21 protein-coding genes are annotated in these 20,753 nt (G+C 26.2%); all 21 read left to right on the forward strand.

The genetic code is table 11. The annotated features are described in order from the left end of the window. Positions 1–57: 57 nt before the first annotated feature. The 21 genes from TR13x_RS01800 to scpB all read left to right on the forward strand — a co-directional run bounded on the left by TR13x_RS01800 (position 58) and on the right by scpB (position 20,704). A complete protein-coding gene (locus TR13x_RS01800) occupies positions 58–510 on the forward strand; it encodes an arginine repressor (protein WP_054870165.1) in 453 nt (150 codons plus the stop codon). A gap of 14 nt (positions 511–524) precedes the next feature. After that, on the forward strand, positions 525–2,225 hold the full coding sequence (recN, locus tag TR13x_RS01805; RefSeq protein WP_054870166.1) for a DNA repair protein RecN: 1,701 nt from the start codon (positions 525–527) through the stop codon (positions 2,223–2,225). 357 nt (positions 2,226–2,582) lie between these two features. Then, positions 2,583–3,887 (forward strand): SpoIVB peptidase, encoded by a 1,305-nt coding sequence (gene spoIVB, locus TR13x_RS01810; RefSeq protein WP_082394761.1) that lies wholly within the window; start codon positions 2,583–2,585, stop codon positions 3,885–3,887. 105 nt (positions 3,888–3,992) lie between these two features. Then, complete coding sequence (gene spo0A / locus TR13x_RS01815) at positions 3,993–4,820, forward strand: sporulation transcription factor Spo0A (protein WP_369813261.1); 828 nt, start codon at positions 3,993–3,995, stop codon at positions 4,818–4,820. A 143-nt stretch (positions 4,821–4,963) separates the two neighbouring features. Then, positions 4,964–6,085: a putative cytokinetic ring protein SteA gene (steA, locus tag TR13x_RS01820; RefSeq protein ID WP_054870168.1), complete on the forward strand. Its 1,122-nt coding sequence runs from the start codon at positions 4,964–4,966 to the stop codon at positions 6,083–6,085. Between the two features lie 12 nt (positions 6,086–6,097). Beyond that, the gene (locus tag TR13x_RS01825; RefSeq protein ID WP_054870169.1) at positions 6,098–6,808 is read left to right on the forward strand and encodes a hypothetical protein; all 711 of its coding nucleotides are present in this window, start codon (positions 6,098–6,100) and stop codon (positions 6,806–6,808) included. A 54-nt stretch (positions 6,809–6,862) separates the two neighbouring features. Continuing rightward, complete coding sequence (locus TR13x_RS01830) at positions 6,863–7,540, forward strand: glycosyltransferase family 2 protein (protein WP_054870170.1); 678 nt, start codon at positions 6,863–6,865, stop codon at positions 7,538–7,540. A gap of 4 nt (positions 7,541–7,544) precedes the next feature. After that, complete coding sequence (locus tag TR13x_RS01835; RefSeq protein ID WP_054870171.1) at positions 7,545–8,357, forward strand: hypothetical protein; 813 nt, start codon at positions 7,545–7,547, stop codon at positions 8,355–8,357. Between the two features lie 53 nt (positions 8,358–8,410). Then, positions 8,411–9,463, forward strand: a complete 1,053-nt coding sequence (locus TR13x_RS01840; protein ID WP_200905801.1) for a DUF3866 family protein — start codon at positions 8,411–8,413, stop codon at positions 9,461–9,463. 62 nt (positions 9,464–9,525) lie between these two features. Continuing rightward, positions 9,526–10,071, forward strand: a complete 546-nt coding sequence (locus TR13x_RS01845; RefSeq protein ID WP_054870173.1) for an NUDIX hydrolase — start codon at positions 9,526–9,528, stop codon at positions 10,069–10,071. A 76-nt stretch (positions 10,072–10,147) separates the two neighbouring features. Next, a complete protein-coding gene (gene spoIIM / locus TR13x_RS01850) occupies positions 10,148–10,798 on the forward strand; it encodes a stage II sporulation protein M (RefSeq protein WP_054870174.1) in 651 nt (216 codons plus the stop codon). 175 nt (positions 10,799–10,973) lie between these two features. Beyond that, a complete protein-coding gene (gene xerD / locus TR13x_RS01855) occupies positions 10,974–11,861 on the forward strand; it encodes a site-specific tyrosine recombinase XerD (protein ID WP_054870175.1) in 888 nt (295 codons plus the stop codon). A gap of 82 nt (positions 11,862–11,943) precedes the next feature. After that, the gene (locus TR13x_RS01860) at positions 11,944–13,119 is read left to right on the forward strand and encodes a phosphopentomutase (RefSeq protein WP_054870176.1); all 1,176 of its coding nucleotides are present in this window, start codon (positions 11,944–11,946) and stop codon (positions 13,117–13,119) included. 11 nt (positions 13,120–13,130) lie between these two features. Next, positions 13,131–13,949 (forward strand): purine-nucleoside phosphorylase, encoded by an 819-nt coding sequence (locus tag TR13x_RS01865; protein ID WP_054870177.1) that lies wholly within the window; start codon positions 13,131–13,133, stop codon positions 13,947–13,949. Between the two features lie 21 nt (positions 13,950–13,970). Continuing rightward, a complete protein-coding gene (locus TR13x_RS01870) occupies positions 13,971–14,801 on the forward strand; it encodes a purine-nucleoside phosphorylase (protein ID WP_054870178.1) in 831 nt (276 codons plus the stop codon). Then, entirely contained in the window at positions 14,801–16,114 is a 1,314-nt protein-coding gene (locus TR13x_RS01875) for a pyrimidine-nucleoside phosphorylase (protein ID WP_054870179.1), read from the forward strand. Before TR13x_RS01870 ends, TR13x_RS01875 begins: the two co-directional genes overlap by 1 nt. 93 nt (positions 16,115–16,207) lie before the next feature. Continuing rightward, on the forward strand, positions 16,208–17,365 hold the full coding sequence (locus tag TR13x_RS01880) for a D-alanyl-D-alanine carboxypeptidase family protein (RefSeq protein WP_054870180.1): 1,158 nt from the start codon (positions 16,208–16,210) through the stop codon (positions 17,363–17,365). An 85-nt stretch (positions 17,366–17,450) separates the two neighbouring features. Continuing rightward, positions 17,451–18,770: a CCA tRNA nucleotidyltransferase gene (locus TR13x_RS01885; protein ID WP_054870181.1), complete on the forward strand. Its 1,320-nt coding sequence runs from the start codon at positions 17,451–17,453 to the stop codon at positions 18,768–18,770. Continuing rightward, positions 18,757–19,377, forward strand: coding sequence for a site-2 protease family protein (locus TR13x_RS01890; RefSeq protein ID WP_054870182.1), 621 nt, complete (start codon positions 18,757–18,759; stop codon positions 19,375–19,377). Before TR13x_RS01885 ends, TR13x_RS01890 begins: the two co-directional genes overlap by 14 nt. 27 nt (positions 19,378–19,404) lie before the next feature. Further along, positions 19,405–20,139, forward strand: coding sequence for a ScpA family protein (locus TR13x_RS01895; RefSeq protein WP_054870183.1), 735 nt, complete (start codon positions 19,405–19,407; stop codon positions 20,137–20,139). 28 nt (positions 20,140–20,167) lie between these two features. Beyond that, positions 20,168–20,704 carry an SMC-Scp complex subunit ScpB gene (gene scpB, locus TR13x_RS01900; RefSeq protein WP_054870184.1) on the forward strand — a complete coding sequence of 179 codons (537 nt, stop codon included), beginning with the start codon at positions 20,168–20,170 and terminating at the stop codon, positions 20,702–20,704. The last annotated feature ends 49 nt before the right edge of the window (positions 20,705–20,753 follow it).

Consider the following 20,753-nt stretch of genomic DNA (forward strand, 5'->3'; position numbering starts at 1 on the left):
AATGAAAGCCTTTAAAAAAAGTTTATTCCAGAAAATTAGCCTTGAGGGGGGCTTATTTTGAAGAAATACGTAAGACAAACTAAAATACTTGAAATTATAGAAGAAAATGAAATAGAAACTCAAGAAGAATTAGCTGATTTATTAAAAAAACAAGGAATCGAAGTTACACAAGCTACTATTTCTAGAGATATAAGAGAACTAGGTATAGTTAAAGTTATGACAAATAATGGGAATTATAAATATGCAACTTTGAAACAGAAGCATGATTGTATAACCGAAAGGTTAATAACTATTTTTAAGAATTCTATTACTTCTATGGAAATTGCTGGAAACATATTAGTGTTAAAAACTTTACCAGGAGCTGCTCAGATTGCAGGTTCTGCAATTGACTCAATGAATGTAAATAATATTGTAGGTACAATAGCTGGAGATGACACAATTTTTGTCGCAGTAAATAGAACTGAAAAGACAATTGAGGTATTAGAATTCTTTCAAAACCTTATAGAGTAACAGGGGGAATAAAAATGCTCCTTGAATTAAATATTAGAGATTTTATTATAATTGAGAAAATGAAAATAAATTTAGATAAAGGATTCAATATAATTACGGGAGAAACTGGCTCTGGTAAATCGATAATAATTGATGCACTTAATATACTTTTAGGAGGAAGAGCTAGTAAGGATTATATAAGAACTGGTTGCAATAAAGCTTTTATTGAAGGATTATTTTATTTAGAAAAGCTTGAGAATATTAAAAGTATTTTGGACGAATATGGTATTGAAGTTGAACAAGATAATATGTTATTAATATCAAGAGAAATTTTTTCTTCAGGCAAAAGCATATCCAGAATAAATGGTAGAGTAGTTACTCTAAGTATGTTAAATAAATTAACGAAAAAACTAGTTGATTTACATGGACAACATGAACATCAATCACTACTTTTAGCTGAAAATCACATAGAATTACTTGATTCATTAGGTAAAGAAAATATAAATAATCTAGTTTTTAGTGTAAAAAATGAATTTGATAAACTAAAAAAATTAATAAATAGATTAAAAGAAATTGGAATAGATGAGATGGAAAAAGAAAGAAAAATAGATTTATTAAAGTTTCAATTAAGTGAAATAGATTCAGCTGAATTAAAAATTGATGAAGAAGAAAAAATAGTAAATGAATTAAGTTTACTAAGTAATGCTGAAGAGTTATTAAATACAGTTAATAGTATAGTAGAATGTATTAATTCGAGTGATTATTATAAAACTTCATTACTTGATCAAATTAATAGTATTTCAAAAAATTTAAATAAAATAGCTAAATATAATAATAAATTAAAAGAGTATAATGACATAATTGAAACTATTTATTATCAATTAAAAGATATTGCAACTGATTTAAGGTTATATCAAGAGACAATTGAATATGATCCAGCAAAAATTAGTTTACTTGAAGAACGATTAGATCTAATAAATAATCTAAAAAGAAAATATGGAAATACTATTGAAGAAATACTAAATTATAGAGATAAAATAGCTTATGAATTAGAAATTATATTAAATAACGAAGAGGAAATAAAGAAGATTAAACAAGAAATTTTTTCAGTTGAAGAACAACTAAACTTGATATGTGAAAAACTTACTAAAGAAAGAAAACTAATAGGAAAGCATATAGAAACAGAAATTACTAAACAACTTGAAGAACTCAATTTGAAAAATGTAAAATTTAAAGTTAATTTCGAAAAACTAGATTGTTTTACTGAAAAGGGTTTAGATAAAGTAGAATTTTTAATAGCTACTAATCCAGGAGAACCATTAAAACCTTTAAATAAAATTGTATCAGGTGGAGAATTGTCTAGAGTTATGTTGGCAATAAAAACGATTTTAGCTGATGTTGATAATATTCCATGTTTAGTTTTTGATGAAATTGATACAGGAATTAGTGGTAAAACTGCTATGATTGTTGGAGAAAAGATTAGAAATATTGCTAAATCTCATCAAGTAATATGTATAACACATTTGCCACAAATTGCTGTACTTGGAGATGTACATTTTTACATAGAGAAAAAAGAGATAAAAGGAAAAGCAGCAGCAAAAATAAATAAATTAAGTTATGAAGAAAGAATTGGTGAGATTTCAAGACTTTTAGGTGGTACTAAAATAACAGAAATGACCAAAAAGTTAGCAGAGGAAATGTTAATTACAACTAATAAAAAAAATAAAGTATCCTAATATTTGGATGCTTTATTTTTTTATCCAATAAATCGGTAAAAAAGAATTTAGTTAACAAATTTCTTAATTATTATATAACATATTTATAAACAAAAAAGTTCAAATTATAAATATAAATATATTTTTTAATTGTATGTTTTATTACTAGAAACTTTTTTATAATTCATAGGAAAATATATTCCTTGTTTAATTGTGGATAATTATGAATATAACTTCCACAATGGATTTCAATAAAAACTTCCTTGATTTATTTAAATTGAAAATTTTGTTTTCTTATAGTGCTCTTTATAAATATGAAGTAAACACATATGATAATATTATATTATTCGTATAAGGGGAAATGGGAGTGTGATTTTTTTGTACAATTTAAGAACAAGATTAGGTAAGATATTTTTAATCTTATTATTATTTTTAGTTATATTTGAAAGTTATACGTACTACCATTTTCCCTCTCAAATAGAAATAATAGAAGGAGAAAAAAGTGATTTTAAAATAACATTTCCATTTACGATAGATAATATAGGTGAATTAGAAAATATAGTTATCTTAAAAAGAAAATATAGTAAAGATATATTAAAAAAACAGTATGAAATCCAATCATTAACTAAAGGTAAAAGTAATATAAAGATAAAACTATTAGGCTTTTTACCATTAAAAAATATTGAAGTAAACGTTATAGATAAAGTTTATCTTATACCAGGTGGACATTCAATAGGAGTTAAACTTGACACTAAAGGCGTAATTGTTGTAGCATTTTCAGATATAATAGGGCAGGATGGTAAAAAACATAATCCTGCAAAAGAAGCAGGGATTAAAAAAGGAGATGTTATTTTAGAAATAAATGGAGTAAAAGTTAAAGACTCAGATCATATAATTGAGCTTTTAAATAATGTAAAAAAAGAAATTATAAATGTAAAAATTGATAGAAAAGGTAAGATATTTACTACAGAAGTTGAACTGGTAAAAAGTAAAGATGAGAAACAATATAAGTTAGGTGCATGGATAAGGGATAAAACTGCTGGAATTGGCACATTAACTTTTTTTGATCCGAAAACTAGAATTTTTGGAGCATTAGGACATGGAATTACTGATATAGATACAGGATTTTTATTACCTGTAGAAAATGGCCAAATAATGACAGCTAGAGTATCATCTATTCAACAAGGTAAAAAAGGGCTGCCTGGAGAATTAAGAGGTATTTTCTTTGAGTCAGAAGATAAAATAGGCGAAATAGAAAAAAACACCAAATTTGGAATATATGGAGTTTTAAACAAGGATATTAGAAACAATTTGTATAATGAACCATTACCAGTTGGTTTACAAGGTGAAGTTAAGGAAGGTAAGGCTTATATTTTAACAACAATAGAAGATGAAAAAATAAACAAGTATGAAGTAGAGATAATAAAAACTCAAAGACAGTTAGTTCCAAGTCAAAAAAGTATGATAATTAAAGTAACAGATAAAAAATTGCTAAAAAAAACAGGTGGTATAGTACAGGGAATGAGTGGAAGTCCTATAATACAGAATGGTAAAATAATTGGTGCAGTTACACATGTCTTTATAAATGATCCTACAAAAGGTTATGGTCTTTACATCGAATGGATGTTAAAACAATCCGGTATAAAATATACAAATAATAAAGAATTTGCACAAGTTAATTAAGATATGGGTATACCATATCTTTTTTTAAAAAATTTTGATTTATACTAAATTTAGAAATATAGGAAGGATATATATAATTTTTGTCGAATAGTAAAAAGAAAATAAATAATTCAGGGGGGAACTAAAGTGCAAAATCAAAAAATCAGAATAGCAATTGCTGATGATAATAAAGATTTTTGTAGTATTTTACATGAATTTTTACTAACACAAAATGATGTAGAAGTTGTCGGTATAGCAAAGGATGGTCTAGAAGCTTTAGAATTAATAGAAAATAAAATGCCAGATGTATTAATTTTGGATATAATTATGCCACATCTTGATGGCTTGGGGGTACTAGAAAAATTATATGCTTTAGAATTAGATAAATTTCCTAAAATAATAGTCTTATCTGCGGTTGGACAAGACAAGATAACACAAAGAGCAATAGCTTTGGGAGCTGACTATTATGTGGTAAAACCTTTTAATTTTGATGTATTTATAAAGAGGATAAGACAGTTAACAGGTTCATTACCAGCTATTGTAGAAAAAAGAAAACAAGTAGATTTGAAACCTAGCTTTATTAATCCTGTGAATAATGGTAAAAGTCTTGAAGCTAAAATAACAAATATAATTCATGAAATTGGTGTCCCAGCACATATTAAAGGTTATTTATATTTAAGAGATGCTATAGGTATGGTAGTAGAAAATGTGGAGTTGCTAAGTGCAGTTACAAAGCAATTATATCCTTCTATAGCTAAAAAATATAATACTACACCTAGTAGAGTTGAAAGAGCTATAAGGCATGCAATTGAAGTAGCCTGGAGTAGAGGTAAAATTGATACTATAAATAATTTATTTGGTTATACTGTACATAATGAAAAAGGCAAACCTACAAATAGCGAATTTATAGCAATGGTCGCTGACAAATTAAGATTAGAAGAGAAAATTTCATAAATAAATATCTAAACATAACTACACTTTCAGGTATTGTTGTTACTACAATACTTTGAAGGTGTTTTTTTATGTCTATAAATATTGAAACTTAGTATTTTTTATTAAAAATGATAGATAATAATAATAAGATATGGAGGTATAAAATGAGAATAAAAGGCATTGTAAAAAAAGACCAAAAAACTAAAAGACTTATATATAAATTAAGGCCAGGTGATATAGCATTATTATGTCATGAAGATATTGATGAAATAGCAGCTGAAGCTTTAATAAAATCAAAAGTAAAATGTATTATAAACACTGAAAAAACTATAACAGGTTACTACCCAAATAAAGGACCATTGAAATTATTAAAAAGCAGAATTCCTATATATGAAACGGATGATAGAAGTATTTTTAATCTAGTGAAAAATGGTGAGATTATAGAGATAGAAGACAATAAAGTATTTTATTTAAATGAATGTATAGGTAAATGTAGATTGATTGAAGAAGATGAAATTTTAAGTTTATATAATTTAGGTTGCAAAAATTTTGATACAAAATTGAATGATTTTATAGATAATACTATTTTTTATATAAAAAAAGAAAAAAACTGGATAGTAAATAAAGTTGATTTGCCAAAAGTAGAAACTTTGATAAAGAATAGACATGTATTAATAGTTGTAAGGGGTAATGGCTATAAAGAAGATTTAAGAGCTATTTTTGACTATATCAAAAGTAAGAAACCAGTACTAATTGGAGTTGATGGTGGTGGTGATGCCTTATTAGAGTTTGGATTAGTACCAGATATAGTTATTGGAGATCTAGATAGTGTTAGTGATAGATGTTTACAATTATGTAAAGAAATAATAGTTCATGCATATCCTAATGGTTATGCACCTGGTATGGCCCGGGTAAAAGACAAGGGTTTAGAAGCAAAAATATTTTCCTCAATAGGTACAAGTGAAGATATTGCAATGTTATTAGCTTATAATTATGGTGCAGAATTAATTGTTTCAGTAGGTACACATAATTGTATGATTGATTTTTTAGAAAAAGGAAGAAAAGGCATGAGTAGTACTTTTTTAGTTAGAACTAAAATTGGTTCCAAACTTGTTGATGCTAAGGGAATTAATAAATTATATGATGAAAAGTTAAGTATAAAGTATTACATTTATTTAGGCTTATCTGCTTTGCTACCAATTTATATATTAAGTATGTTGTCTCTTCCGATAAAATTGATGTTAAACCAAATTAGTATACGTATTAAGATGCTTATAGGTTTGTAAGGAGTGTTTAATTTGTACCAAAATATAAAAAACAATGTTATAACAATAATTTCAATTTTCGTGTCTTTAAGCATTGGTATATATATAGGATATATAATTGATTTGCAAAGCAGTGTGCTAGAGACTGATGAAAAACTAATTAACTTAATAGAAAAGCAGATTAATTATTTAGAATCTGAAAATGAGTTGCTAAGAAAACAAGTGTCATTAGAAAGAAATGTTAATTCTGTTATAAAAAAAACACTTTCTAGTATAAGATTAAAAAAGTTAATTAATGTACATATTATCTTAATAAGTTATGAGAAAGAATTTAATTATGATGAGTTAATTAAACATATTAAAGAATTAGGGGTTAATAATATAGATGTTATCAGTATGGAAAATATTTTAATAAGAGGGATAAATGAATCGGATAACTTAGAAGAAATATATAAAGATAAAGACATTTTAAAAATATATTTTAAAAAAGGTTTGAAAGATTCATTTGGAAATATGTTGTATAAATCAAAATATAACAAATCTAAGGAAATAACTATTAATAATAAGAAGAATTATAAAGATTTTATTGTATTTATAAAAAATAGTGAATCTAATAGGATATCTTTTTTAGAAAAAACAGTTGAAGAAGTAATAATAAAATTATGTAAAGAAAGAAACTTACCTTTGATAATTATTGAAAAAGAAAATCAAGATAGTAGTAAGCAAGTTTTTAAAAAGAAATGAAGCTGAATTTAAAGAAAAAACTGAAATTCTTTTAAATGAATTTGGGGGTTAACAATGTCTATTGAAAAAAAAATAATAGCTATAATACCAGTTTACAATGAAGTAGATAAGATATATAACACAGTTATTAGTGTAAAAAAAGTACCATTAATTAATAAGATCATTGTAGTTGATGATGGTTCGAACGATGGTACAATTGAAAAAGTAAAAGATTTAGATATAGATATTATAGTACTTGATAAAAATTATGGTAAGGGGCATGCTATTAAAGTAGCTATTCAAAATTTAGACTTTGATTATCTTGTATTATTAGATGGAGATTTAGGGTTTTCTGCTATTGAGGTTTCTAAATTAATATATCCAGTAATTGAAAACAAAGCAGATTTTACAATAGCTAAGTTTGGTAATAATAAAAAGGGAGGAATTGGGTTAGTAAAAAAACTTGCAAAATTTGGGGTTTACTTTTTCACTGGTAAAATGATAAAAGCTTCATTATCTGGACAGAGAGTATATAAAAAAGAAGTAATAAAAGATATTTCATATATACCTAATAATTATGGAATTGAAGTAGCAATGACAATTAGTGCACTTAATAAAGGGTATAAACTGTTAGAAATAGATGTTGATATGTCACATAGAGAAACAGGTAGAGATTTAAGTGGTTTTATTCATAGAGGAAAGCAGTTTATAGATATTTTATTTACGTTATTTGTTATGTTTTTTAGAAGGTGAAATTATGTTTCGAGAAAAAATACTAATTTTTATATTTAGTATTTTTTTATCATATTTTTTAATAAAAATTTTTTATAAATTATTTAAAAAAAGTGACTTTTTATTTAGTAATTATGAATTACGAAGAATACCTTCTTGTATGGGGATAGTTTTTGTTATTACACAAATTATTACATTTTTTTTAAATGTAATATTGTTAGAAAGTGATTATTTAATTATGTCTTATTACTTAATATGTATGTTATTTATATCAGTTATTAGTTTGCTAGATGATTTAATTGGAGATTGTAAAATTAAAGGGTTTAAAGGGCATATTTTAAATTTATTCCAACGAAATGTTACAACAGGTGTGTTAAAGGCATCAACAGGCTTCATATGTTCTTTTTTTATCTCTTATTTTGTATCTGATGGTATAAATGAATTAATGATTAATACAATTATATTAGTTCTATTTATAAACTTTATAAATCTGTTGGATTTACGGCCAGGTAGAGCTGCAAAAATGACAATTATTTTAACTGTTTTACTACTATTAAATCAATTGGCTAGAAGTACTTTTATTCTATTGTCAACTTTAGGATTTTTAATTGTATATTTACCTAAAGATTTAAAAGGTGTTATGATGTTAGGCGATATAGGTGCTAATACACTTGGATGGACGTTGGGAGTCGAATTAATTATAAGTGTAAATCTAATTATAAAATTTATAGTTTTAATCTTACTTATAATTGTGCATATTATTTCTGAAAAATATTCTATTAGTGAAATAATTAAAAATAATAAAATATTAAACTATATAGATCAATTTGGTAGATGATCAGGAGGTAGATAAAACTGCTAAATATAAAAATTGGAAATGTAGTTGATATAATGCAAAAATATAAGAAGATGACGATAGTAAAAGTAAAAGTGGGAAAAGAATTTTATAAAGCAGTTAATTATGTTGATATAACAGGCAAAGTAATGATTGGCGATGTGGTTGTATTAAATACAACTGCTATAGATTTAGATTTAGGCACTGGTGGTTATCATTTTATTATTTATAACATGAAGCTGAAGAATAAACACAGTAAAAAAGATGGACATATTATTAAACTAAGATATACACCTTTACAAATAAAATGTAAAACTGTCGAGGAAGAAAATAAGTACAAGAAAATATTCGAAAAGTTTAGTTCTTTAGATAATTTTATTGTAGTTGTAGGAACATTACATAGCATGTTAGCTCCTATAGCTTGTATGATAAAATGGTTAAAACCTGATGTGAAAATTAGTTACATAATGACAGATGGTGGGGCTTTACCAATCCAATTTAGTAATACAGTACGGGAATTAAAAAATAAATGTATAATAAATAATACGATTACAATAGGTCATTCATTTGGTGGAGATTACGAATGCATTAATATCTATACTGGTTTGATAACTTCAAAATCAGTTTTAAAAAGTGATGTAGCTATTGTAACGATGGGGCCAGGTATTGTAGGTACTGGTACTAAATATGGTTTTAGTGGCACTGAACAAGCTTATATAATAGATGCTGTTAATAAATTCAAAGGGGTTAGTTTTGCAGTACCTAGAATAAGTTTTAGTGATAGTAGAAAAAGACATAAAGGGGTTAGTCATCATACACTTACTGTATTGAGTGAATTGATGTATTCAAAAACTAATATTGTTCTTCCTAGATTAGAGAAAGAAAAGCTAGAGTATATAATAAATCAAATAAGAAGCTATAATATAGATAAAAAACATAATATTTTTTTAGAAGATGGTCAGGAGATAAAAAAAGCTTTTGAGTTTTATAATATTGATGTTACTACAATGGGAAGACACTTTTCTGAAGACAAAGAATATTTTTATACATTAGGTGCAGTTGCCAAAAAAATTGTTAAGTATCTTAATAATAACTTTACAAATATATAAACTTTATTAATAATATATATAAAGAATATAAATGAATATATTAAAAAAGGAAGGAGAACACTATGACTTTTGAAGAAAATACAATGAAAACAGAAAGAATATATGAAGGTAAAATATTAAATCTAAGGATAGATACGGTCGAATTACCAGATAAAAAATATTCAAAACGTGAGATAATAGAACATCCAGGAGCTGTTGCAATTATAGCAATCACAGAAGATAATGAAATAGTATTAGTAAAACAATTTAGGAAGGCAGTAGAAAAAACTCTTTTAGAATTACCAGCAGGTAAATTAGAGATTGGAGAAGAACCTGAAGAATGTGCAAAGAGAGAACTTTTAGAGGAAACAGGTTTTACGGCTAAAGAAATAAAATATTTATGTGAATTTTATACTTCACCAGGTTTCTGTAATGAAAAAATGTATTTGTTTTTAGCAAAAGGATTAATTAAAGGCAAATCTAATCCTGATAATGATGAATATATAGAAGTATATACAAAAAAAATAGATGAATTGTATAATATGGTAGTCAACGGCGAAATATTGGATAGTAAAACTATAATAGGGATCTATACAGCAAAAGTATTGATGAAAAATAAAAACTTCTAAATAAGAATTATGACAGTAATAATATCCTTCATGTAAGCATAGTATTTTCTAGGAGCTTACTTGAGGGGTGATTATTTTGAGTATTAATCTCAAAAAAACATTTAATAACCATTTTCACAAATATCTTTTTTTATATTTTTTAGTTATTGTTTTTTTCATGATAGGCATTTCAACAGGAGCAATTACAATACGGGTTGTTGATGATAATACTAGAACTCAGATAATAAATTATTTAAATTCTTTTTTTAGTATTATTAATAAAGATATAAATTTACAAACTTTGAATCTTTTTAAATATTCAATAATAAATAATATACAAACGATTATCGCAATTTGGATATTAGGAATAACAGTAATTGGTATACCGGTAGTATTAATAATAATATCTTTAAGAGGTTTTATAATTGGTTTTACAGTAGCTTTTTTTATTAAGGAGTTCAAAATTAAAGGGTTTATTTTATCTCTACTTTGCATATTACCACAAAATATTTTTTTAGTTTCTGGTTTTATCATAATTTCAGTAATTTCTATTTTATTTTCTATTTCAATTTTAAAAAATAAAATCAATTTAATTAAACAACCTAGTTTTCTAAACAGGCTTATTAATTATACTATTACTATATTTATTGTATCAATTATTATTGTTATAGGTTGTTTAGTAGAATCTTTTACAACGCCACTTCTTATTAAAATAATAAATAATTACTTGACAGTACTTATGAAGTAATTTAATATAAATATGTTGTTATGTTTTTAAGTAATTGGAACAAAATCTTCTATTTAAATCTAATACAATGAAAATTATATTTGAAATTATACATAACTTAATAAGATATACAATTTCCTATGGATTATAAAAAATGATAGGGGTTTTGTTTATTTTTTTAAAAAGGGGAAGTTCTATGGATTCACTTCTAAATAAATTTTTAGAGTATTTGCTATATGAAAGAGAAGCTTCTAATAATACAATTGAATCATATAGTAGAGATTTACGCCAATTCAAAAAATATATTATAGAAAATGAAATAAATGATTTTAAGTTAGTTAATAAAACTACTATTATAACTTATTTAGTTTATTTACAAAAAATTGGACGTGCCCCTTCCACTGTTTCAAGAAATTTAGCTTCAGTTAGGAGTTTTTATCAATATCTTTTAAATGAGGGAATAGTAAAAAAGGATCCTACTGTAAATTTACAGTCTCCTAAAAATGAAAAGAAATTGCCTCAAATTTTAACTCCTAAAGAAGTAGAATTATTATTGGAGCAGCCAGATTTGAACACATCAAAAGGTGTTAGAGATAGAGCAATGCTTGAGTTACTTTATGCAGCTGGTATAAGAGTATCTGAGTTAGTAGCTTTAGATATAGACGATATTAATCTGCAACTGGGCTTTTTAATATGTTCAAAAAGTACTTCAAATGAACGAAATATACCAATAGGAAGATTCGCAATAAATATTTTACATGAATATTTATTAAATCATAGAAGAAATTTTGTTAAAGATAACAATGTAAAAGCATTATTTTTAAACTATCATGGTAAAAGACTGACTAGACAAGGGTTCTGGAAGATTATAAAGTCATATACAAAAAAGATTAATTTAAATAAAGCTATAACACCGCATACTTTAAGGCATTCATTTGCAGTACATCTAATTGAGAATGGTGCTGATTTAAAATCTGTTCAAGAAATGTTGGGACATTCAGATATATCTACTACTCAAGTATATGCTAAAATTACAAAACCTACTTTAAGGGATGTTTACAATAAAACTCATCCAAGAGCTTAGCTCCACATTATGTGGGGTTGATTTTTTCTAGTTTTATTATTGAACTTTGGGGTATACTAATTTACTGAAGGATGGTGATTTTATGATTAATAGAGTTACATTAATTGTATTAGATAGTGTAGGTATAGGCGCACTTCCAGACGCAAAAATTTATGGTGATGAAGGAAGTCATACTGTCGATAATATTTCAAAATATTTAGGAGGATTGAAATTACCTAATTTAGAAAAACTAGGATTAGGTTTAATAGATGGAGTTAATGAAATAAGAAAAACAGATAAACCTATTGGTTCGTTTGGTAGATCATTAGAGAAATCAGCAGGAAAAGATACTACAACAGGACATTGGGAAATTACAGGGATTATACTTGAAAATCCATTTCCTACTTATCCTAATGGATTTCCTTCTGAAATAATATCTGAGTTTGAAAACGCTATTGGAAGGAAAATATTGGGCAACAAACCAGCATCGGGTACAGTCATAATTGAAGAACTTGGAAAAGAACATATGGAAACAGGTTGTCCAATAGTATATACTTCTGCTGATAGTGTATTTCAAATTGCTGCACATGAAGAGATAATTTCAGTTGATGAACTATATAATATGTGCGAGAAAGCTAGAAAAATACTAACAGGAAAGCATAGTGTAGGTAGAGTAATAGCACGTCCATTTTTAGGTAGACCAGGTGAATTTTATAGAACTCCAAACAGAAAAGACTTTGCATTAAAACCTATTCAAAGAACGATATTAGATGAAATTAAAAATAAAGGCTATGATGTTATGGCTGTAGGTAAAATTGAAGATATATTTGCAGGTGTAGGAATAACAGAGAGTGTTCATACAAAAAATAATATGGATGGCGTAGACAAAACTATTGAATTTATGAAAACAGATAAAAATGGATTGATATTTACTAATTTAGTTGATTTTGATATGAAGTATGGTCATAGAAATAATGTAGAAGGGTATGCACAAGCTTTAAAAGAATTTGATGAAAGGATACCTGAAATAATTGAAAGCTTAAGAGATGATGAAATTTTAATAATAACAGCCGATCATGGTTGTGACCCAACAACATCAAGTACAGATCATTCTAGAGAGTATATTCCTATTTTAGTATATGGTAATAAAGTGAAAAATGGTGTTAATTTAGGAACAAGAGAGACTTTTGCAGATATAGGAGCAACAATTTTAGATATTTTAGGAATAGAAAAAGCCATAAATGGCAAGAGTTTTGCAAATCTAATTATGAAACGATAGGAGTGAATACTATGGATTTACTAAATAAAATTAAAGAAAGTACTGATTTTATTAAAGAAAGAATAAATATTAAACCTCAAATCGGATTAATACTTGGTTCTGGATTAGGTTCTTTAGCAGAAGAGATAGAAAATCCGACATTTTTCGAATATAAAGAGATTCCTCATTTTCCTACATCTACTGTTAAAGGACATAAAGGGCGTCTTGTCATTGGGGAGTTAGAAGGTAAAAAAGTTATAGCTATGCAAGGAAGATTTCATTACTATGAAGGATATTCGCTACAAGAAGTAACTTTTCCAGTTAGAGTTATGAAAGCTTTAGGAGTAGAAAAAATAATTGTAACAAATGCAGCTGGAGGTGTAAATAAAGAGTTTACACCTGGTGATCTTATGGTTATTGAAGATCATATTAATTTTGCTTTTGATAATCCATTGATAGGAAAAAATTACGAAGAATTAGGACCAAGATTTCCAGATATGTCACATGCTTACTCAGAGAAATTAATAGATCTTACATTTAGAGTTGGTGAAAATCTAGGTATAAAAATGAAAAGAGGAACATATGTTTTCATGAGTGGACCTACTTATGAAACGCCTGCTGAAATAAAAATGGTATCTTTTCTTGGCGGAGATGCTGTTGGAATGTCAACTGTACCAGAAGTATTAATTGCAGTGCATTCAGGTATTGAAGTGCTAGGTATTTCCTGTATAACAAATATGGCAGCAGGGATATTAGATCAACCATTAGATCATAGTGAAGTTATAGAAACAACTATTAGAGTGAAGAACAAGTTTATACAATTAGTAAAGAATGTTCTTAGAGAAATTTAATTAAATTGAGGAGGTAGTAGAATGAATAATCTAATAAAAAAAATTAAAGAAACAAGTAACTACATAAAAGAAAGGGTTGATTACAGTCCTGAAATAGGATTGATATTAGGTTCTGGTTTAGGAACATTGGCAGATGAAATAGAAGATAGTATAATTCTAAAATATGAAGAAATACCAAACTTTCCTGTTTCAACAGTTAAAGGACACGAAGGAAAACTTGTATTTGGTACTTTAGAAGGTAAGAAAGTTGTTGCCATGAAGGGAAGATTTCACTACTATGAAGGTTATTCGATGCAAGAAATTACGTTCCCAGTTAGGATTATGAAAGAATTAGGTGTAAAGATGTTGTTAGTAACTAATGCTTGTGGTGGAATGAATAAAGAAGAACTTTATCCAGGAGCTTTAATGTTAATAGAAGATCATATTAATTTTATGGGTGACAATCCTTTGATTGGACCAAATTATGAAGAATTAGGACCAAGATTTCCAGATATGTCACATGCGTATGATAAAGAATTAATTGAAACAGCAAAGAAAGTAGGAAATAAACTTGGAATTAAAACAGAACAAGGCGTTTATGTTGCTATTAGTGGACCAAATTATATGTCTAGAGCTGAATTAGGTATGTTAAGGAAACTAGGAGCCGATGCGTTAGGAATGTCTACAGTACCAGAGGTAATAGTAGCTAATCATGCAGGATTAAGAGTTTTGGGTATTTCTTGTGTAACTGATATGGCAGTTGCACATGAAATTGAATCAATAAGTCATGAACAAGTGATAAAAGTAGCAAATGAAACTAGGCCAAAATTTATAAGGCTTGTTAAAGGTATAGTTAAAGAGGTGATATTATAATGAGAATGTATGATATAATAAAAAAGAAAAGAGATGGGTTTGAATTAACTAAAGAAGAGATTGAATTTTTTGTAGAAGGATATACCAAAGGGGATATTCCTGATTATCAGATTTCAGCGCTTTTAATGGCTATCTTTTTTAATAAAATGACAAAAAGAGAAACTGTTGATTTAACTAAAGCGATGTTAGATTCAGGAGATAAAATTGATTTATCAAATATAGAAGGCATTAAAGTAGACAAACATAGTACTGGAGGAGTAGGTGATAAAACAACATTAGTTTTAGGTCCTATGGTTGCAGCTTGTGGACTTCCAGTAGCTAAAATGTCAGGAAGAGGATTAGGACATACAGGAGGAACTTTAGATAAATTAGAGTCTATTAAAGGTTTTAGAATAGAACTTAGCAAAGATGAATTTGCAAGAAATGTAAATAATATAAATATTGCAGTTTGTGGTCAGACAGGAGATATTGCACCAGCTGATAAAAAACTTTATGCTTTAAGAGATGTTACGGCAACAGTAGACAATATTTCATTGATTGCAAGTAGTATTATGAGTAAGAAATTAGCAGTAGGTTCTGATGGAATCGTATTAGATGTAAAAGTTGGTAGTGGAGCCTTTATGAAGGATTTTGATAATGCATATAAACTAGCAGAGGAAATGGTAGATATAGGTAATAGCATGGGAAGAAAAACAGTTGCTGTAATTTCTAACATGGATGAACCTTTAGGTTATGCAGTAGGTAATGCATTAGAAGTTAAAGAAGCTATTGAAACACTGAAAAATAATGGTCCAAAAGATTTAGTAGAGCTTTGCTTAACATTAGGTTCTCACATGTTAGTTATTGGTAATAAAGCAAAAGATTTAAAAGAAGCAAGAGAAAAACTAATAGACGTATTAGAAAGTGGTAAAGCTTATGAAAAATTTATAGAATTTGTAGAAGCGCAAGATGGAGATGTTAATTACGTAAAAGATACATCTTTATTACCTAAAGCTGAATATATTTTACAGGTAAAAAGTGATACAGAAGGCTATATACAATCAATAAATGCAGAAGAAGTTGGTAAATGTGCATTGTTTTTAGGCGCTGGACGTGAAACTAAGGAAAGTGAAATAGATTTATCAGCAGGTATAGTTTTAGTTAAGAAAGTAGATGATAAGGTTTCTAAAGATGAAATTTTAGCATACGTTCATTGTAATGATAGTATAAAAGGAGAAGAAATAGTAAAAAGATTAAAAAATATAATTAAAATTGGTGAAAGAAATAATGATAATAAAAAATTAATATTTACAGTTATAGAGAAAAGTAACTAGGAGATTATCTATTTGATAATCTCCTTTCTTTTATTTGAATAACTTGTTTATTTGCTGGATAACCTAAGTATAAAAATAGAAAGGAGGTATTAAATGTATATAAAAAAAATATTTTCAGTGATAATTACGCTTGTATTAATTTTAAACACTTTAGTGGTTTTTGCAGATTCTAATTTTGATATTCAAGCAAAATCTGCAATTTTAATAGATGCATCTACCGGTAAAGTTATTTATGAGAAAAATCCTCATGAAAAATTAGCTCCAGCAAGTATAACTAAAATTATGGTTCTTTTGCTTGCAATGGAAGCTTTAGAATCAAACAAAATAAAATTAGATGATAAAGTAGTAATAAGTGATAATGCATCGAATATGGGTGGGAGTCAAATTTATTTAGAAGAAGGAGAAGAACAGACAGTTGAAGACCTAATAAAAGCAATTAGTTTACGTTCTGCTAATGATGCAGCTGTTGCATTAGGAGAATATATAGCAGGAAGTGAAGAAGTTTTTATACAAATGATGAATAAGAAAGCAAAAGAGTTAGGAATGGAAAATACAAACTTTAAGAACATTACTGGTTTAGATGAAGAAGGACATTATACTACTGCCTATGATGTTAGTTTAATGTCTAAAGAATTATTAAAACATAAGAAAATACATCAATGGTTAACTGTGTGGATGAGTTCAGTAAAAGTAGGTAAAGAAAAGGATGTTGTACAAAATTTAGTTAATACTAATAGATTAATACATGATTATAAAGGAGCTAATGGTATAAAAACTGGGTTTACTAGAAAAGCAGGATATTGTTTATCAGCTTCAGCTACAAGAGGAAACTTAACCTTGATTAGTGTAGTAATGGGTTGTAAGAATTCAAGTATTAGATTCAAAGAATCTAAGAAGTTATTAGATTATGGATTTGCAAATTATCAATCTATTCCTTTAGCTAAAAAGAATTTAGTAATAAAAAAAATACCTGTTCAAAAAGGTAAAATTGAAAGTGCAGAAATTATAATAGAAGAAGATTTAAATTATCTGGTTAAAAAGGGAAGATCAATAGAAATAAAAAAAGAAATTATTTTACCAAGTTATATTAGTGCTCCAATCTCAAGGTATAGTAAAATTGGAGAAATAATTTATAGAATAGGAGAAAAAGAGATAGGTAGAGTTAATTTAGTTGTTAAAGAAGATATAAACAAAGCTTCTATTAGAGATTCTATAAGAAAAATATTTAAAGTGATGTTAGGTGCAATATAGAAATTCTGATTTTGGTGCTAGATATATTTTGCTTTATTTTTAAAATGGTTGTAAAATATATCTAGCATATTTTTTAGGTGATTATATGAAATTAAAAATTTATAGAGAAAATTTAAATCAATATACAATAAATAACGAAGTCAGAAATATATTATTTATTGTGAGTGAAATATCAAAAGAATATAATAAAGAAGTTTATTTAGTAGGTGGACAAGTTCGCGATATTATACTTGGATATAAAAGTAAAGATTTAGACTTTGTTGTGATAGACGATGCGATAGATTTTTTAGAAAAATTACATACCAGAATAGGTGGAGAATTAAGATATTATAAAAACTTTCTATCAGGTTCTATAGAATTAAAAAGAGGTATAAATATAGATTTAACAACAGCAAGAAAAGAAGTCTATGAAAAACCTGGGAGTTTACCTACAGTTTTTAAGGGGAATTTATTAGAAGATATAAAAAGAAGAGACTTTACAATTAATTGCTTATTAGTAGATGTAAGAAAGTTGCCTAATTTAGAAATATTAGATTTTGTTGGTGGAATAAAAGATTTGAAAAACAAAAAAATTAGAATATTACACAATAGAAGCTTTATAGATGATCCTACTAGAATGATTAGAGCTATAAGATTTGCTTGTAAATTAGGATTTAAAATTGAAAAAGATACTAGGATATCATTGTTAAATTCAGTAGAGAAAGGTTACATTAGATTTGTTAATGAAGATAGAATTTTTCGAGAAATATTAAAAATATTATCAATAAACCAAAAATATATAGGAATTCATATGTTATATGCATATAATTTATTTAAAAATACATTTTTAAGTAATATTGATGAAAATACAATGAAATACTTTAGTATAATTGAAAATGATTTGTCTTTGTTTAAAAAAATTTATAGTATTACAAGTGAAAGTATGGATCTGATTAATTTATTAATTTTATTTCATAATATAGATTTAAGTTATTTATTAGAATTATTTCAAAAATTAAATATAAAGAAGAAAATTAGGAAAGCAATAGTAAATGTTAAGAATAATTACAGTTATATTAATAATCTTATAAATAGAAGTAGAATTTCAGTTGTAACGATTTATAAAATTATTGATTTAGTAAATATCGAGGGATTAATATACTTTGCCATAATAAATTTTAGTAATAATATTTTTATTGAAAAAATAAAAGAGTATAGTGTAATTTATAATAAATTAAAATTTTTTGTATCAGGTAAAGATATTAAAAAGTATAACTTAAAACCAGGTCCATTATATAAACAAATTAAAGATCAATTGATATTTGAAATAATTACAAAAAAGGCATATAAAAAGAAAGAACAATTAGAAATATTAAATAAAATTATTAAAGAAAGTGAAAGTAGGGATGTGAATGACGATAATTAATAATTTATGGGTTGCTTTTATAAATAAAATTTATATATTACCTGCTTTGTTAATCTCTATTACTTTACATGAATTAGCACATGGTTATGCTGCTTATTTATTAGGAGATAATACAGCAAAGTTGAGTAAAAGACTTACTTTAAATCCTATACATCATATAGATTTTATTGGCTTTATATTGCTTATAACAGTAGGATTTGGATGGGCAAAACCTGTCCCTATTAATCCCAACAATTTTAAGAATAGGAAAAAAGGCATTTTTATTGTTTCTATCGCAGGACCTTTAGTTAATTTGTTTTTTACTATTATTTTAGCTATGTTGTTTGTCAGAGGACTGATATTAAACAATATAATTCTTAGTTATATAAAGATATTAATATGGTATAATGTTGTGCTAGGTATATTTAATCTATTGCCAATACCACCTTTAGATGGATCAAAAATATTGTATAGTATCATTCCTGATAAATTTGGTTCTTTTCTAATAAAATATGAGAATTATTTATACTTAATATTGATATTTTTATTATTAACAGATACAATTGATAATGTGTTAAATCCATTAATAAACTATTGGTTTAATTTATTAAGTATTATTATCTCGTAAATAATAAAATTTGTAGGAGTTTTTGCTATGAAGTATAATGTGGTTTTAGAAATTTTTGAGGGTCCTTTAGACTTATTGTTACATTTAATAGATAAAAATGAAGTAGATATAACAGACATTCCAATATCAAAAATAACTGAACAATACTTAGAATATTTAGAGAAAATGAAAGATTTAGACCTTGAGATAACGAGTGAATTTCTATTAATGGCAGCTACCTTATTGGAAATTAAATCAAAAATGCTTTTACCTAAGAAAAAAGATAAAGGCAGGCAACTCGAAATTGATGAAATAGATCCTAGAGAAGATTTAGTTAAGAAATTAATTGAGTATAAAAGGTTTAAAGAAGCAGCTGTCAAATTAAAAGAAAAAGAACTACTACAAAAGAAACTTTTTTTTAAACCTAGAGAAGAGATAGATTTAGATTTATCAAATGAAAAGTTAGAATTAGAAGATATAAAAATTGAAGACTTACTTAAAGTTTTTTGTAATATAGTAAAAAGGAAGGATATAGAAACTAATAAAATAAGAATACATGAAATAAAGAGAGATGAAATTTCAATAGAAGAAAGTATGAAAAAAATAAAAAAGTTATTAAGTAAAAAAAGATCTATTAATTTTACAGATCTTTTTGATGAAAATTCGTCTAGAATATATATAGTTGTTACATTTCTCTCTCTCCTTGAACTTATGAAATTAAAAATTATTGCTATAAAACAAGAGAAAAACTTTGGAAATATATATATAACATTAAAGTGCTAAAGCATTTGTATTTTCAGGGAGGTTAATGATGGACAAAAGAGAAATAAAATCTATTATTGAAGCTTTATTATTTACATGGGGTGATCCCCTTTCTCTTAAAGATATTGCTTCTATTATAGGTATTTCAAAAGAAGATACTTTCAATATAATAAATGAAATGATAGAGGAGTTTAATTATAATAGAAGAGGTATACAAATAATTCAATTCAATGATAAATATCAATTATGTACAAGGCCAGAACATCATGAATGGATTTCTAAACTTTATATACCTAAAACGAGTAAAAGTTTATCAAATGCAGCATTAGAAACCCTTTCTATTATAGCTTATAAGCAACCTATTACAAAAACAGAAATAGAAGCTTTACGTGGAGTTAAATGTGATAAAGCACTTAATACTTTAATTGAAAAGAAACTTATAAAGGAAGTAGGAAGATTAGAAAAAACAGGTAGACCAATTTTATATGGCACAACAGATGACTTTTTATTACAGTTTGGATTGAAATCGATTAATGAATTGCCGAAATTAAAAGACCTAACAGAAATAGATTTAGAAAATATTTGATAGTACGAAAGCATAAATGAATTCTTCGGGCGCTGAGTCCGAAGTTTTT

Origin of the sequence: Caloranaerobacter sp. TR13, from assembly GCF_001316435.1 — a bacterium.
Classification (GTDB): Bacteria; Bacillota; Clostridia; order Tissierellales; family Thermohalobacteraceae; genus Caloranaerobacter.

Bases quoted from the DNA above. Each gene is read 5' to 3' on its own strand.
- TR13x_RS01895 (WP_054870183.1), top strand. From the start codon at position 19,405: ATGAAGTATAATGTGGTTTTAGAAATTTTTGAGGGTCCTTTAGACTTA.
- TR13x_RS01880 (WP_054870180.1), top strand. From the start codon at position 16,208: ATGTATATAAAAAAAATATTTTCAGTGATAATTACGCTTGTATTAATT.
- steA (WP_054870168.1), top strand. From the start codon at position 4,964: ATGAGAATAAAAGGCATTGTAAAAAAAGACCAAAAAACTAAAAGACTT.
- TR13x_RS01875 (WP_054870179.1), top strand. From the start codon at position 14,801: ATGAGAATGTATGATATAATAAAAAAGAAAAGAGATGGGTTTGAATTA.
- TR13x_RS01830 (WP_054870170.1), top strand. From the start codon at position 6,863: ATGTCTATTGAAAAAAAAATAATAGCTATAATACCAGTTTACAATGAA.
- TR13x_RS01845 (WP_054870173.1), top strand. From the start codon at position 9,526: ATGACTTTTGAAGAAAATACAATGAAAACAGAAAGAATATATGAAGGT.
- TR13x_RS01840 (WP_200905801.1), top strand. From the start codon at position 8,411: ATGCAAAAATATAAGAAGATGACGATAGTAAAAGTAAAAGTGGGAAAA.
- TR13x_RS01860 (WP_054870176.1), top strand. From the start codon at position 11,944: ATGATTAATAGAGTTACATTAATTGTATTAGATAGTGTAGGTATAGGC.
- TR13x_RS01885 (WP_054870181.1), top strand. From the start codon at position 17,451: ATGAAATTAAAAATTTATAGAGAAAATTTAAATCAATATACAATAAAT.
- TR13x_RS01890 (WP_054870182.1), top strand. From the start codon at position 18,757: ATGACGATAATTAATAATTTATGGGTTGCTTTTATAAATAAAATTTAT.
- TR13x_RS01870 (WP_054870178.1), top strand. From the start codon at position 13,971: ATGAATAATCTAATAAAAAAAATTAAAGAAACAAGTAACTACATAAAA.
- recN (WP_054870166.1), top strand. From the start codon at position 525: ATGCTCCTTGAATTAAATATTAGAGATTTTATTATAATTGAGAAAATG.
- scpB (WP_054870184.1), top strand. From the start codon at position 20,168: ATGGACAAAAGAGAAATAAAATCTATTATTGAAGCTTTATTATTTACA.
- TR13x_RS01835 (WP_054870171.1), top strand. From the start codon at position 7,545: ATGTTTCGAGAAAAAATACTAATTTTTATATTTAGTATTTTTTTATCA.
- xerD (WP_054870175.1), top strand. From the start codon at position 10,974: ATGGATTCACTTCTAAATAAATTTTTAGAGTATTTGCTATATGAAAGA.
- TR13x_RS01865 (WP_054870177.1), top strand. From the start codon at position 13,131: ATGGATTTACTAAATAAAATTAAAGAAAGTACTGATTTTATTAAAGAA.